The sequence below is a fragment of the Clostridium sp. genome (assembly GCF_036643715.1).
GTDB lineage: Bacteria > Bacillota > Clostridia > Clostridiales > Clostridiaceae > Clostridium.
The window spans coordinates 112,873-128,490 of sequence record NZ_JAVXRL010000003.1 but is presented as its reverse complement, the minus strand read 5'-3'; the positions used below and the strand labels follow the sequence as shown (position 1 = coordinate 128,490).

Genomic DNA, 15,618 nt, shown 5'->3' with positions numbered 1-15,618 from the left:
ACAGCCTATAGCTTTGAGATAAAAGCTATAGGCTGTTTTTTGGTATTTAGGCTGTTTAGTTTTTGTTAATTTATATTAATTTAAAGAGATACGCGTATTTAATGTTAGTTACATTCTATGTCTCTACTAGCAACGACATCTATTCCTGTTCCTAGTACATCTTTTATAAGAATGTCTCCCATTTTAATTGGTGCATTAACTGTTGTTTCATTTATTACTTTTACACATTCAAAGTTTAATCCCTTTGGTATAGCACCTACTGTTTTTACTGGCACAACTGGTAGTTCCCCACCATTTACCTTTATTGTTGAAGTTACTACTCTAACTGGGTTTGTAACTTCGTTTATTCCATAGATTTCTCCTCTTTTACAAGTGTTTCCTGTTACTGTTTTATTATCTATATCTACTTTTAAGTGACATCCCATTGGACAACTTATGCAAATTAACTCTTTAATCATATTTAATCACCGTCCTGATTTTGATTTTCCTTTTAGTGTTCTTTTATACTTAATTGTTTGTGGTACATTGTCTTTATTATTTTAGTTATATATCTATCTATTATACTTAATTGTTGATTACTATCTTTTTAGTACATTTATTTCTTTTAACTTTAATTGTTGATTGCTACTACAATCTAAATTAATGCTATTCTAATGAAATTGTTATATCAGAAGTAACTCCTTCTAAAAGTTTCTTTGGTAATAATATTTTTTCCATTTCAGATGGAGCAAGATGCTTTCTCTTAAATGAAGCTATTTCTTTGTCGCCTTCTCTAACAACTAAAGCTTTATCATGGTAAATGTTATTTACTCTCATAAATACTGTCATAGTTCCGTCAATTGCATCAACTGTAACTCTTTGTGGTACAGTGTAGTTTACATTTTGACCATTTATTATATTTATTGATTTACCTTTTTTAAGTTCATCTTTAATATATTTAGCTGCTGATTTACCTGCATGCTTTGATTCTTGAGTAACAAAGTCTACTAAATCATGAACATGTACAACATTACCACAAGCAAATATTCCATCTACTGAAGTTTCCATACTTTCTGATACTATTAGTCCATTTGTTCTCATATCTTTCTTTATTCCAGCTTTTTCTGATAATTCATTTTCAGGAATTAATCCTACTGAAAGAAGCAATGTATCAACTTCGAATTCCTTTTCAGTTCCTTTAATTGGTCTTCTATTCTTATCAACTTCAGCTATAACAACTTTTTTAAGTCTTTCTTTTCCTTCAATATCAATTACTGTATGAGATAAGAATAATGGTATATCATAGTCATTTAAACATTGAACTATGTTTCTGTTTAATCCATTTGAATATGGCATAAGTTCTACAACACCTTCTACTTTAGCGCCTTCAAGTGTCATTCTTCTTGCCATTATAAGTCCGATATCACCAGATCCTAATATAAGAACCTTCTTACCTGGCATAAATCCTTCCATATTTATATATCTTTGAGCTGCACCAGCTGTGAATACTCCAGATGGTCTATCTCCTGGAATATTTATAGCTCCTCTTGTTCTTTCTCTGCATCCCATTGAAAGAATTATTGCTTTTCCTTTTAATACAACATATCCTTCTTCTGGATTTATTGCATGAACATTTTTATCATCATCTATATCTAGAACCATTGTTCCAAGTTTTACTTCAACATTTGTATCTTTTAACATATCGATAAATCTTTGAGCGTATTCTGGTCCTGTTAATTCTTCTTTAAATGTGTGTAATCCAAAACCATTATGGATACATTGATTTAATATACCGCCTAATTCATTATCTCTTTCTATTATTAAAATCTTTTTAACTCCGTCCTTATATGCTTCGTATGCTGCTGCAAGTCCTGCAGGGCCTCCCCCAACTACTATTAAATCGTACATTGATATCCCTCCTACTTTGTTTTTCCTACTAAAATATATGAACCATCTTTTTCTTGATAAATATTTTCCATTGGAATTTCTAATTCTCTTGCTATGATTTCTTGTACTTTTGGTCCGCAGAATCCACCTTGGCATCTTCCCATTCCTGGTCTACATCTTCTCTTTACACCATCAAGTGTTATAGTTCCAAAACATCTGTGTATAGCATTAACTATTTCACCTTCTGTAATACTTTCGCATCTACAAACTATTTTTCCGTATCTTGGATCCTTTTTGATTATATCTGCTTTTTCTTCTTGTGAAAGTTCCATAAATACTATTTCTTCTCTATTTGGATTGAACTCTTTATTTTCTTTAAGTTCTAAACCACAATCATTTAATATATTTACAACATCTTCTGCTATAGCTGGTGCTGATGAAAGTCCTGGTGACTTAATACCTGCAACATCTATGAAGTTTTTAACATCTTTAGCTTCTTCAACTATGAAATCTCCTCTATCTGGAGTAGCTCTTAGTCCTGCAAAGTTTCTAATTGATTCTCTAAAGTTAACTTTGTCAGTTGTTCTTTTTGAAGTTTCTCTTATATAATCAAGTCTATCTCCAGTTGTTCCTGTATCTTCTTTATCATCAAGATCTTCAGCATCTGGACCTACTAAAAGGTTTCCGTGAACTGTTGGAGTAACTAATATTCCTTTTCCTAGCTTTGATGGACATTGGAATATTGTTGAATTTACAATACCACCTTGTGTCTTATCCATTACAAAGTATTCACCTTTTCTTGGTATTATTTTATAGCTTTCCTCCGCTATTAAATTATGTATCTCATCTGCATGAACTCCTGCTGCATTTATTACATATTTAGCTTCGATTGTTTCTCCGTCTTTTGTTGTAATTTTAAATTTATCATTTTCTTTTTCTATGTTCTTAACTTCGGCTCTTACTTTTAACTCTCCGCCGTTTGCTACTGCATTTTCCATAAGAGCTATTGTATATTCATAAGGTCCAACTATTCCACCAGTTGGTGCAAATAATGCTCCAAACACTTCTTTGTTTAAGTTTGGTTCCTTTTCTAATAATTCTTCTTTATTTAATATCTGCAATCCCTTAACTCCAATTTTGTTTCCATTTTCATAAAGGTTCTTTACTGTTTCCATATCGTCTTCTGAGAATGCTATAATTAATGATCCATTTCTTTTAAATGGTACACTAAGCTCTGTGCAAAGATCTTCAAACATTTCATTTCCACGTACGTTGTATTTTGCCATCAGTGTTCCAACCTTTGGGTCATATCCAGCATGGACTATTGCTGAATTTGCTTTTGATGTTCCCATTGAGACATCATTCTCTTTTTCTAGTACAACTACCTTTAAATCATATTTTGTAAGTTCTCTGAATATTGAAGCTCCTATAACTCCTGCTCCTATAATTGCTACATCATACATACTAAAACCTCCTAGATTTTTATCAATTTCTTATGAATCCAAATTGTCTAAGGGACAAAAAAAGCCAAGCAGAAACTAGAGATTATTCATCCCTAATTCATGTGCTTGACTCTAACTCTCTTAACACTCATATTCTATTATGGTTTCATATTATCATATTTATTCGTCTTTGTCAAACGTTTTCATATATTATTTGATTTAAATTTATCTTTCGTAATATATTTTACTCATTTTCCCAATTTCTTACTCTGGACACTGCCTTTTTCCATCCTGCATACAGCTTTTCTCTTTCTGCTTCATCGGATTTTGGCTCATAAGTTTCACTAGCATACCAGCTCTTAGCAATTTCTTCTTTATCTTTCCAATATCCAACTGCAAGTCCAGCTAAATATGCTGCTCCAAGTGCAGTAGTCTCACTAATGATTGGTCTAGTTACTTCTGTATCAATTAAGTTTGATTGGAATTGCATTAAGAATTCATTCTTACTAGCTCCACCATCAACTTTTAAACTCTTTATTTTGTATCCAGCATCTTCTTCCATTGCATCTAATACATCTTTTGATTGATATGCAATTGATTCAAGTGCTGCTCTAATTATATGATTTCTATTAGCTCCTCTTGTTAATCCAAATATAGCTCCTCTAGCATACATGTCCCAATAAGGTGCTCCAAGTCCAACGAAAGCTGGTACTACATATACACCTGCATTATCTTTAACTTTCTTCGCAAAATATTCAGTATCTTGTGCATCAGTTACAAGCATAAGCTCATCTCTAATCCATTGGATAACAGCTCCCCCAACAAATACTGATCCTTCAAGTGCATATTGAACTTTTCCATCTATTCCAATTGCAATTGTTGTTAAAAGTCCATTTTTACTTTCAACTTTTTCTTCTCCAGTATTCATAAGTAAGAAACATCCTGTTCCATAAGTATTCTTAGCTGAACCCTTTGTAAAACAAGCTTGACCAAATAATGCAGCTTGTTGGTCTCCGGCTATTCCAGCTATTGGAACTCTATGACCACCTTTACCACCAAGGTTTGTGTATCCGTATACTTCTGATGAATTTTTAACTTCAGGTAACATTGATTCTGGGATATCTAAAATTTCTAACATCTTTTTATCCCATTCAAGTGTATTTATATTATAAAGCATTGTTCTTGAAGCATTTGTATAGTCAGTTATATGAACTCTTCCAGAAGTAAGCTTCCAAACTAGCCATGTATCAACTGTTCCGAAAAGAAGTTCTCCTCTTTCAGCTTTTTTCCTAGCTCCTTCAACATTATCTAAAATCCATTTGATTTTTGTTCCTGAGAAATAGGCATCAAGAACTAATCCTGTAGTCTCTTTTATATAATCTTTTAGTCCTTGCTTTTCTAATTCATCACATATTGCTGCTGTTCTTCTACATTGCCAAACTATAGCATTGTAAATTGGTTCTCCTGTAATCTTGTCCCAAACTATTGTTGTTTCTCTTTGATTAGTTATACCAATTGCTGCAATATTTTCTTGAGTTAAATTAGTTTTAGCCATAACTTCTTGAAGAACTCCATATTGACTTGCCCATATTTCCATTGGATTATGTTCAACCCATCCTTCTTTAGGATAAATCTGAGTTATTTCTTTTTGGCTTAAACCTAATATATTTTGTTCATTATCAAAAATTATTGATCTTGAACTTGTTGTTCCTTGGTCTAGGGCTATAATATACTTTTTCATATTTAATACACCTCTTTATGCTTACTTTTAAATATTTAAATTAAATTATTAGCTATTATTACATCTTCCATATTTCTCTTTTTGTCGTAGACACTGATGTTGCTCCTGATCTTAAAGCCATCATAACTTCCTCTTTAGTATCAATTAATCCACCACAGATAATTGGTATTGAAGAGTTTGCTGAAAGTTCTTCGATAACTTTAGGTATAAGTCCCGGTAAGATTTCTATTGCATCTATGTTTGATGCTAAATGATTTTTCACATTTTCTAAAGAAATCGTATCAAATACGAAACTTCTCTGGATGACAATAAAGCCATTTTCTTTTGCAAGTCTTATGGCTTGTGACTTTGTACTTATTATGCCTTTGAATTTAGTTTCTCTCTTTAGATACTTAACTGCGGCTTCCCTTTGATTTAATCCATCTATCAAATCAATATGTACTATTCCGATTTTGTTTTTTTTATCTATGATTTCACTAATTTCTTTAACATTTAGCACATCTCCAAAAAGAACAAATATAACTTCAATATTAGACTCTATTGCTATATTTAATTCTTCAAAGTTTTTTACTGCTGCTATTACTGGATTATTTTCTAATACTTCATTAAAATTCATATAATCTCCTTAAAAACTTATTGTAAATGTTTACTTTATTAAATTTATTATTGCACTTTAAATTTAATGTGTCAATTTAGATAAATTTTTAACATTTTCTATAAATTTATATAGTTTTTTTGAAATTAAATTATATATTTACATTCTTTTATACCTAATTGTTGATGGAATTCATTCCCCTAATTATCTCCTGTCCTTATATTTTTTTCAGTATTGATTTTTCTATTTTTTGTTTTCTTTATGCGTTTAACTATTTTGTTTAATTGTTATTTTTTTAACCATCTTTGTTGGTTTTTGCTGTTTTTTGTTAATATTATTCTTTTATATTTAATTGTTGATTGTAATTTTTTAATATTTTTTTCTTAAATTCACTTCTTTTATATTAGATTGTTGATAAAATTTTCTTTCCTTATACGAACATATGTTTGTTTTTCTGAGTTTGTGTCAATACTATAAATGAGGTGAATAAATATGAAAAACTATAAATATTGTCCATATTGCAAAGGAACTATTTTATGTAAAAATGGTAAATTTGATAACATCCAAAGATATAAATGCTTAAATAAAGATTGTAATAAAACTTTTTCAGATTCAACTAATTCTGAATTCTACTATTCTAAAAAATATAAACATTTAAAAGAAGATTACATAAATCTTATGAATGCAGGCCTAAGCCTTAATCTATGTGCACTTGCATTAAATATATCTCTTAAAACATCCTTTATTTGGAGACATAAAATATTAAATACTATGCATCTTAAAACTACTAAATATAAATTAAATAATTATGTTGAACTCATAAATAGCTTGTTCAAAGAAAATTTTAAAGGATCAAAAAATATAACTTCACCTAAGAGAAGACGTGTTTTTATTACGTCTGCTATCGATACTAATTTAAAATATTTTTCTATCATATCAGCGTATGATTTTTGTAATCATACTGTTTTATCAAATGCTTTATTAAATAAATTTCAAAAGTCTTCTATATTATTTGGACATAAAAATAGGTATTTGACTGCTTTTGCAAGAAATTTCAATAAAAATATTTCCTACCATTCAAGCAGCAAAAAAATTGCTACTACAACTTTATATGAGCATAGATTTTTATCTGATAATCCTGGATATATTCCATTTTTATATTATTGGTTTATCCGCTTTAGAGGCGTTGCTACTAAATATTTAGAGCGTTACTTTGCATGGTTTAATTTTGAATTTAAAAATTGTATTTCTTCTTAAAGGTAATTATTTTATCAACAATTTAGTTTAAAAGAATCGTAAACACTTTTTTCTAAAGAGACTTATATTTATCAACAATTTAATACAAAAGAACGCTAAAGATAAAAAAAAGCAACTCACCATAAAGTAAGCTGCCCAATTTAAATACAATTTAACCTTTATAATACACTTCAATATCTGCTTTCCCCAGATTTTTAGGTATTATATTGCCTTTTATTTCTAATCCATTTATTATTATTTTATTAGAACCAGATTTTTTAACTCTTATGTTATACTGCTCTGTAGCATTATTTATTGATATTTCAAAACCCTTCCATGAAGTCGGAATACACGGATTTATTTTATATCCTTCACCTTTATACATCGTAAATCCTAAAATATTTTCAAGGCCAACTTTATACATCCAGCCTGCTGTTCCTGTATACCAGCTCCATCCGCCTCTTCCTCCATGTGGCTCTCTTATATAAACATCTGCTGCCATAACGTATGGTTCTAACTTATATCTTCTACATTCAAGTTCTGTATTTGTATGGTTTATTGGATTTATCATATCAAAGTATTTTAAAGCTTTATCTCCCATTCCAAGCTTCGTTAAGGCTAGAATTACCCAAGTAGCTGCATGAGTGTATTGTCCGCCATTTTCTCTTACTCCTGCAACATAGCCTTTTATGTACCCTGGTTCTAAATTTGATTTTTCAAATGGTGGTGCTAAAAGTTTTATTAAAGCTAAATCTTCATCAACTAAGTTTCTTTCTACTGCTTCCATAGCTTCTTTTGCTCTTTCTTTTTTACCACCTTCTGATATTACAGAGAAACTTTGAGCTAGTGAATCTATTTGACACTCTTCATTTTCTCTTGAGCCAAGTGGTGTTCCATCATCAAAGTATGCTCTTCTGTACCAACCACCATCCCAGGCATTCTTTTCAATATTTTCTCTTATAAACTCTTTCATTTCTTTGTATTTACTTATCTTTTCTTCATCTTTCATGTAAATTGCTATATCATCAAAATCTGAAAGTATTTTATAAAGGAACCATCCAAGCCATACACTTTCTCCTTTTCCTTTATTACCAACAGTGCTCATTCCATCATTCCAGTCCCCACTTCCCATTAATGGGATGTTATGAGACCCAAAGTTTAAAGATTTTTCTATAGCTTTAACGCAATGCTCGTAAATAGTACCTTCTTTAGTTGATTGGTTAACTATTGTATATCTTTCATCTTCACCTTCTCTTAAAGGTTCATCTTCTAAGTATGGTGCTTTTTCATTCAATATACTGTAATCACCAGTTGATTTTATATATTCTTCTGTTACAAAAGGTAGCCATAATAAGTCATCTGAGAATCTTGTTCTTATTCCACTATTTATTACAGGATGCCACCAATGCTGAACATCCCCTTCTAAATATTGTCTTGATGCACTTCTTAATATTTGTTCTTTTGTAATGTCTGGTTTTATTAACCCAAGTGACATTGAATCTTGAAGCTGATCTCTAAATCCATAAGCTCCTCCAGATTGATAAAATGCTGTTCTTGCTAAATAACGACAACTATAATTTTGATATAAAAGCCATCCATTTAGTAAGTAATTCATCGACTTATCTTCTGTTTTTACTCTAATATTTCCTAGGAAATCACTCCAGTATTCTTTTACTTTTTGAAGTTCTTCATCAGCATTAGCTACATTACTGTACTTTTCTATTATATTTTCTATATTTTCCTCTTTTTCCTCTTCACCAAGTAGTACTAAAATCTCCTTCTTTTCGCCCTTATTAAGTTTCACTTTACATTCAGTAACTAAGCAAGGGTCTAATATGCTTCCAACCTTACCATCTAAACTACTATATTTAAGTCCTTGTGGAAGTTCCATACTTCCTCCAATTCCAATAAACTCTCTTCTATCACAAGTAAAACTTACATCATCTCCACCTATTATAGTTGAGTATGCTTTAAGCTTTCCGAAATATTCTGAGTATGGATTTTCACCATAAATATAGTTGCCTTTTCTGTATGTTGTTATATATTTTGAAGTTTGATAATTTAAAACACCAAGTACTAATTGTGCATAGTAAAATACTGATAATTCTACTTCAGTGTCCTTTTCATTTTCAAGAACTATCTTTTGAATCTTTAACTTTTCACTTCTTGTAGCAAAAGTTGTCATAGTACTCTTTATACCATTAACACTATGTGCGAAAGAAGAGTATCCAAATCCATGACGAATTACATATTCTCCGCCATCACGTACTGGCTCTGGAGTTATTGAGAAATATGTTCCAAGTTTATTATCCCTTACATATATTGCTTCACTTAAAGGATCTTGAACCCAATCATTATTCCATGGAGTTATTTTATTCTCTCTACTATTTCCACACCAAGTATGGGCTGAACCTACCTCTGATATATGGAAACCAAAGTTTTCGTTTGATATTACATTTATCCAAGGTGCTGGAGTATTTTTATAGTCTGAAAGTTTTATTACATAACTTCCATCTTCTTTATCAAATCCTCCATATCCATTAAAGAAATCTAAGTTATTTGTATTTAAAGTTTCAGTATTACCTTTATTTTTTTCACTACTTAATTTAATTTCACACTCTCTTACTTCTACTTTATCTTCATTTATATAGATCCCTCTAGTATCTTCTCTATTAATTCTTACGTTTTCTTTTTCTGATTCATTGCCTTTTATTTGACTTAATATACTTCCCTTTTCACTATCTATATATATAGAAGCAATTCCTATTAGGAAGTCTTTTATATCTTCAGTCATTGTAGCTTTATTATGTATGAATATACCACCTGGTTTATTTATTATATCTCCACTAGCTAGAAGATTAACTACTTGAAGTATGTTTTTTTGAAGTGGTTTATCATAAGAATCTTCTTCATTGTTATATATTATTAAATCAGTCTTTAAGCCTTTACTTCTAAAGTAATAATGCATCTTTATTGCCCATCTGACTATATCAATATCATCTTCATCTTGTATTTCTAGTAAAACTATTTTCAAATCTCCAGATATTCCATAAGCCCATAAATCTTTTTGGTGCTTACTTATATTTTTTATAAAATTTTCTCTATCTAGTCTACCATCATGTAAAAACAAAACATATGAAGCTAATTGTTGATATATATTAGCTTGAGATGATTTTATACCTAGGTTTCTAAGTTCAACTTGCATTGATCTATTGTACATAGTAAATGATTTTTCTAATTTTTTAATATTTGAGTATTCATTTGCAACCTTTAAACATTCTTCCTTACTTTCTGAAGTACCAGTAATAAAGTATATTACTTTTTCTTCATTACTCTCTATCCTAATTCTAGTTCTAATACTCATAATTGGATCTAATACTATTCCAACAGTATTTTTAAGTGGACTATCATTATCTAGTGCACTTGGAGAATTAAGCCCTCTATTTCTTCCTATAAAATTAATTCTTGATGTTTCGTAAGTTATTGCACCTTCACTTTCACCATCAACTATAGCTTTATGGTATACAAACGGAACCTTTCCATTTTGAACTCTCGCTCTTCTCTTGCTTAATAAAGTCTCACTTTCTTTATCATATTCTGTTTGGATAAAAAGATTAGAGAAACTTGGGTGAGCTGAATCACCTTCAAAGGATGTTAAAGTTACTTCCATATAACTTGTTAGCTCTATACTTCTTCCTTTGTCTCCTGTATTTCTTAGTGTTATTTTCCTTATATCCAAATCATTTTCTGGAGATACAACAACCTCCATTTCACTTTCAATTGATCCTTCCTTCTTATAAAACTTTCCTTTATCAACTGAAAATTCTACTTTATAGTCTTCACCTTCACTCTTACAAGGTTCATAAGTTGCACTCCAATATTCATTTGAATTTAAATTCTTTATATAGAAGAACAATCCACTACTATCTGCTGTACTATCACCTTTCCATCTATATAATAAATTCTCGCCCTTCTTTGAATATCCACTTCCTGTAAGTGTAACCATACTTGAAAAACTTCCATTTGAAAGAAGTAATATTTCAGGATTTTTTCTAAGGGCACCTTTATAGCTTCTCTTAATAAAATCTTCTAATTCAAGTTGTTTTCTTTCAACTTGAACTTCTCCGTCTCTTTCAAATGTTATGTAATTTGGTATCTTTTCTTTAAGAAGTAACTCGGTTGCTTTTACTTCTGGTATATTATGAAATCTTTCTTGTAATATGTTGTTATTTAATATATTATCAAGAGCTAAAAATGACATACCTAAATGATGTACCATATAACATACAACAGGCTTTCCACCGCTTCTTATCTTATAACTGTTTTTATCTGTTGTTATTCTTTCATACTCAACTTTTTGCTTCTTAGTATCCATATTTGAATTTATGATATTTTCATCATAAAACTCTTCATCTATTACTTCTTCGCTTAAAATCTTATTTACCCTATTTGGAGTAAAATCAATAGCTTCTATAAATCCATATCTTCTAAGGGCACCTTCTTTTTCTAATAATCTCAAGTTCTCAATAGCTTTATTTGTAGCTATTGGAAGTGCCATTATTGTTGAATATGGTGAAACTACTATTTCATCTTCCAACCCTCTTTTAAGTCCAATCCCCGGAACTCCAAATGCTTTATATTGATAGTTTTCAGATACATCAAATTGATAAAATGCTGACTCTGATATTCCAAAAGGAACTCTCTTCTTTCTAGCAAAGGATATTTGTGCCTTAATAACTGATTTATAAGTTAAGTTTAATAAAGTATCATCATAATCTTTCATTATTAAGTTTGGCATTAAATATTCGAACATTGTACCACTCCAGGATACTAGTGCCTTACCTTTAAATGAATTGGTCATGGCTCTACCTAACTTAAACCAATGAGATGTTTTTACTTCATTTCTAGCAATAGCTAAAAATGATGCTATTCTAGACTCAGATGCTAGAAGGTCATAATATGATTTACCTAAACTATCTTCCTCTAAGTTATATCCAATAGAAAATAAATCCCTACTATAATCATACAGCATTGTAAAATCCATTTCTTCCATTATGTCATCTATATTTTTTATAACTTTATCAATTCTATTTTCAAAGAAACTTAATTCATTAACTTTACTTAATAAAATTTCTTTAAAGTCATCTCCAGAAGATTCTGCTAACTCCTTTATTAAACTTTGAAGTTCAATTATAGATGGATTTTTCTTTTTAGATTCATTAGGTAATATTTTAGTAATGCTTTCTAATATATTTTCAGCAGCACTAAGTTTCATCTTAATTTCACTTATAAGTTTACTTATCCAGTAATTAAATTCTTCATTATCACTATTTTCTTCTTTTTTTAATTTTTCAAGCTTATCTAATTCTTTTAATAGTATTAAAGAATAGTCTTGTTCACATCTGTACTCTCCAATATTTATATCATCTTGAATTTTCAATATTCTATATGTATCTTTTAAAGACTGTATTTCTTCTTTTCTTATTATTGGATTATTTTTATATTCATTTAATGTTTCTTTTACAATCCAAAGATATCCTAGAAGATTTCCACTATCTACTGTTGACACGTACCTTGGCCATAATGGTGCACATGTTTTTGTATCATACCAATTTAAATAATGACCCTTATATTTTGGTAACTTAGACATTCCACTAAGAATATTTTCCAGTCTATTTATAACTTCACTTAGTGGAATATAACCTAAATCATATGCTACTAAATTAGTTATAAGTCCCATACCAATATTAGTTGGAGATGTTCTATGTGCCACCCCTTTAAATGGCTTTTCTTGGTAATTATCTGGTGGCAAATAATTGTTTTCTTCATTTACAAAGTCTTCGTAATATGCCCAAGTTCTTCTACTTATTTCTCTTAGATAAATAAAGTCCCTTTCTCTTAATATAGGTTTTATTTTTTCCTTTACTATACTTATTCTATAAGCAATTAATGGTGCAAATATCCAAAGAATAGATAAACATACTGACATTACTCCAAAAAATAATGAAGATTCAAACCCAACTACAACTATTAACGCTCCTGCAATTAGTGAGAACCACATCTTTTCATAATAATATGCCATATTGCTTTCTATTGATTTTTCTGCATCTTCTGCTGTTTGCCATTCTAGTAAATGCTTCTTAGATATTATTAATCTAAATAATGTTTTTACTATTGCATTTACCATTAAATATGTTTGATATGGTACAAAACTTAAAATAAGTATTATTTGTTTTAAGCTTTTAAATGTTCCTGATAACTTATTTTTTGGTGTAACTACAAAATCAGTTACTGTAAATAGTAAAGGTGAAATTATTGCTAAAAATAATATTACGGATACTTCAATACCTCTATTTAAGTACCTTAGCGCAATAATTAATCCAATTAATAGAGATGGTGCAAGTAAACTTCTTCTTAAATTATCAACTATTTTCCACTTTGATAGTAATGATAATTTTGATGAGAAAATCCAAGGTAATAACTGCCAGTCTCCTCTTACCCATCTATGTAATCTTTTTGCACTTCCTAAATAGCTTGAAGGATAATTGTCAATTAGTTCGCAATCAGTAACTAATGCACTTCTAACGAAACACCCTTCTAAAAGATCGTGACTTAAAATTCTATTGTTTGGAATTTCATCTTTTAAAATATTATAAAATACATCAATATCCAATATTCCTTTACCTGTAAATGAGCCTTCTCCAAATAAATCTTGGTAAGTATCTGAATATGCTGTTGAATATCCATCAACACCACCTTCCCCTCCAAAAATATTTGAAAATTCACTCATGTTTTTGCTTTCTAAAGATATCGATACTTTAGGTTGCATTATTCCATATCCTCTAACTACCTTATCTTTATCTATTAATGCTTTATTTAAAGGATGGCACATTGCCCCAACAAGTTTTCTTACAGTGTCTCTTGGCATAAATGTATCTGTATCTAAAGTTATTATGTATTTTGCATCTTTTAATATGTCAGTAGAACTACTTACAATATTAAAAGTTTGGTTTCCAGCTCCTTTTATAAGAGAAATAAATTCAATAATCTTACCTCTCTTTCTTTCTCTACCCATGAATTTTTCTTCTTTTTCATTATAAAGTCTTCTTCTATTTACATAGAAAAATTTACTTTGATTTGAATTACAATATTTATTATTTAATTTTTGAATTTCAGATACACCAAAATCATTAAGGATTTTATCCTGTTCATCCTGTTCATGATCACTATCTAAAAAGTCACCAACAATTGCAAAATATAAATTTTCTTCTTTGTTAGCTAAATATGAAACTTCTAGCTTTTCGATAAGATTTTTTATATTTTCTTTAGAGCTAATCATTGATGGAACTATAACTATAGTTTTATCACTTTTATTTATTCCATTTATTAAATCAATTTTAGGCACATACCTCATAGGAACCTTTTTTCCAACAAACCAATTTATACAAGTTACTATTATTTCACTTGAAGGGATTAATATTATAATTCCTGCAATTATATATTGGTATCTGTTGTATTGAACTCCTGATAAACGTCCAAGTAACAATACTACCGCTATAATTAATAAAGTACCTATTATATTAATGCCCCAAAACTTTATAGCGCTATATTTATTTCTAATACTACGACCTAGTACTTCACCTAATTCATTAATTCCGTCGTCTATTAAGTAATATCCAACATGAACTTTATACTCTTTCTTTTCTTTTTCTTTCGCTATATTTGATAACTCAATTAATTTCTCAGCAATTGTATTCTCATCTACTCCATACTTTCTAGATATTTTTTCTATAGTATGCCTATAGTAATCTTTTGATTCAAAGTCCATTTTTTCATAAATATTACTTGGATCTTTTTTAAGTATTTTTTCAACTTGTGATGTTTCCTCAAAAAATCTTCTCCAATTAATTCCGTCAATCTCTCTTAGTGATGTTATTGATGAACTTATAGTATCTTCTAAATACTCTTCTTTAAAACTATTCTTTATGGAATCTTCATCATGCTTAGCAGTTCCCATATTCACTACTATTGAGTTATAAAGTTCCTCATCATCTATTGAGTTGTCTTTAAGCACTTTATAAAACTCATGAATAAATATAGTTGATTTGCCGTTTATTTGGCTCTTTAAAAAATCATCTATATGTTCTTTATTTCTTGAGCTTATTATTCTATATGCTAATTCTTTACCACTTTTCTTATCTTTTTGTATCTCTTTCAGTTTCTCTGAAGCTTCTGAAAGATTTATTATTATCCCAGCTCTAAGCATTAATGGAAATGCCCAAAGCTCACCCATTTTGAACTTATCTCTTTTTTGATTTATAAAGTTTATTGAATTTTCTTCTGTTACCTTGCCTTTGCTATCTTTTATCATTTCTTTTGCTAAAAGATATATTCGTGGAGCTGCTTTGCTTTGATCTTGTGAAGTCTCAGTAAAAAGATTTTGGAAATACTCTTTTGGCATATTTGCTTTTATAGCTTTATACTCTTTTTCAATCAAGTAAATATTATCAAGAAGCCATTCGCCGGATCCTATTATCTCTTCCCCTTCATTTGATAAAACTTTTATATACTTGTAAGTATCCTTTATCTTCATAAAACTAAGCTTTAGCTCATTTAGAACGTTTCTTCTACTATTCAATGAATCATTTTTATTCATATCACTTTTCTCCTTTGCAAAGTTTTACTTATGGGAATAGTTTTTACCAAAATTCCAAAAATAATTACTTTTTTCTTCAAAT

The 15,618-nt window shown here is 29.5% G+C and carries 7 protein-coding genes; 1 reads left to right on the top strand and 6 read right to left on the bottom strand.

Annotated features, from left to right (window positions below):
* Positions 1-104: 104 nt before the first annotated feature.
* The 5 genes from RSF37_RS02090 to RSF37_RS02070 form a co-directional block, all read right to left on the bottom strand.
* The gene (locus RSF37_RS02090) at positions 105-458 is read right to left on the bottom strand and encodes a DUF1667 domain-containing protein (protein WP_332562722.1); all 354 of its coding nucleotides are present in this window, start codon (positions 456-458) and stop codon (positions 105-107) included.
* A gap of 187 nt (positions 459-645) precedes the next feature.
* The gene (locus RSF37_RS02085) at positions 646-1,887 is read right to left on the bottom strand and encodes an NAD(P)/FAD-dependent oxidoreductase (protein WP_332562721.1); all 1,242 of its coding nucleotides are present in this window, start codon (positions 1,885-1,887) and stop codon (positions 646-648) included.
* An 11-nt stretch (positions 1,888-1,898) separates the two neighbouring features.
* A complete protein-coding gene (locus RSF37_RS02080) occupies positions 1,899-3,329 on the bottom strand; it encodes an NAD(P)/FAD-dependent oxidoreductase (RefSeq protein WP_332562720.1) in 1,431 nt (476 codons plus the stop codon).
* 223 nt (positions 3,330-3,552) lie between these two features.
* Entirely contained in the window at positions 3,553-5,049 is a 1,497-nt protein-coding gene (gene glpK, locus RSF37_RS02075) for a glycerol kinase GlpK (RefSeq protein WP_332562719.1), read from the bottom strand.
* Positions 5,050-5,107: 58 nt separating this feature from the next.
* Positions 5,108-5,665, bottom strand: coding sequence for a glycerol-3-phosphate responsive antiterminator (locus tag RSF37_RS02070; protein ID WP_332562718.1), 558 nt, complete (start codon positions 5,663-5,665; stop codon positions 5,108-5,110).
* A 471-nt stretch (positions 5,666-6,136) separates the two neighbouring features.
* On the opposite strand from RSF37_RS02070, the gene RSF37_RS02065 reads away from it, so the two are divergent.
* Positions 6,137-6,901, top strand: coding sequence for an IS1/IS1595 family N-terminal zinc-binding domain-containing protein (locus RSF37_RS02065; RefSeq protein ID WP_332562717.1), 765 nt, complete (start codon positions 6,137-6,139; stop codon positions 6,899-6,901).
* 151 nt (positions 6,902-7,052) lie between these two features.
* Here RSF37_RS02065 and RSF37_RS02060 read toward each other — a convergent pair whose 3' ends face one another.
* Entirely contained in the window at positions 7,053-15,536 is an 8,484-nt protein-coding gene (locus RSF37_RS02060; RefSeq protein ID WP_332562716.1) for a GH36-type glycosyl hydrolase domain-containing protein, read from the bottom strand.
* Positions 15,537-15,618 lie beyond the last annotated feature (82 nt).

Coding starts and splice junctions, on each gene's coding strand:
- RSF37_RS02080 (WP_332562720.1), bottom strand. CDS start 3,329: ATGTATGATGTAGCAATTATAGGAGCAGGAGTTATAGGAGCTTCAATA.
- RSF37_RS02065 (WP_332562717.1), top strand. CDS start 6,137: ATGAAAAACTATAAATATTGTCCATATTGCAAAGGAACTATTTTATGT.
- RSF37_RS02070 (WP_332562718.1), bottom strand. CDS start 5,665: ATGAATTTTAATGAAGTATTAGAAAATAATCCAGTAATAGCAGCAGTA.
- glpK (WP_332562719.1), bottom strand. CDS start 5,049: ATGAAAAAGTATATTATAGCCCTAGACCAAGGAACAACAAGTTCAAGA.
- RSF37_RS02085 (WP_332562721.1), bottom strand. CDS start 1,887: ATGTACGATTTAATAGTAGTTGGGGGAGGCCCTGCAGGACTTGCAGCA.
- RSF37_RS02060 (WP_332562716.1), bottom strand. CDS start 15,536: ATGAATAAAAATGATTCATTGAATAGTAGAAGAAACGTTCTAAATGAG.
- RSF37_RS02090 (WP_332562722.1), bottom strand. CDS start 458: ATGATTAAAGAGTTAATTTGCATAAGTTGTCCAATGGGATGTCACTTA.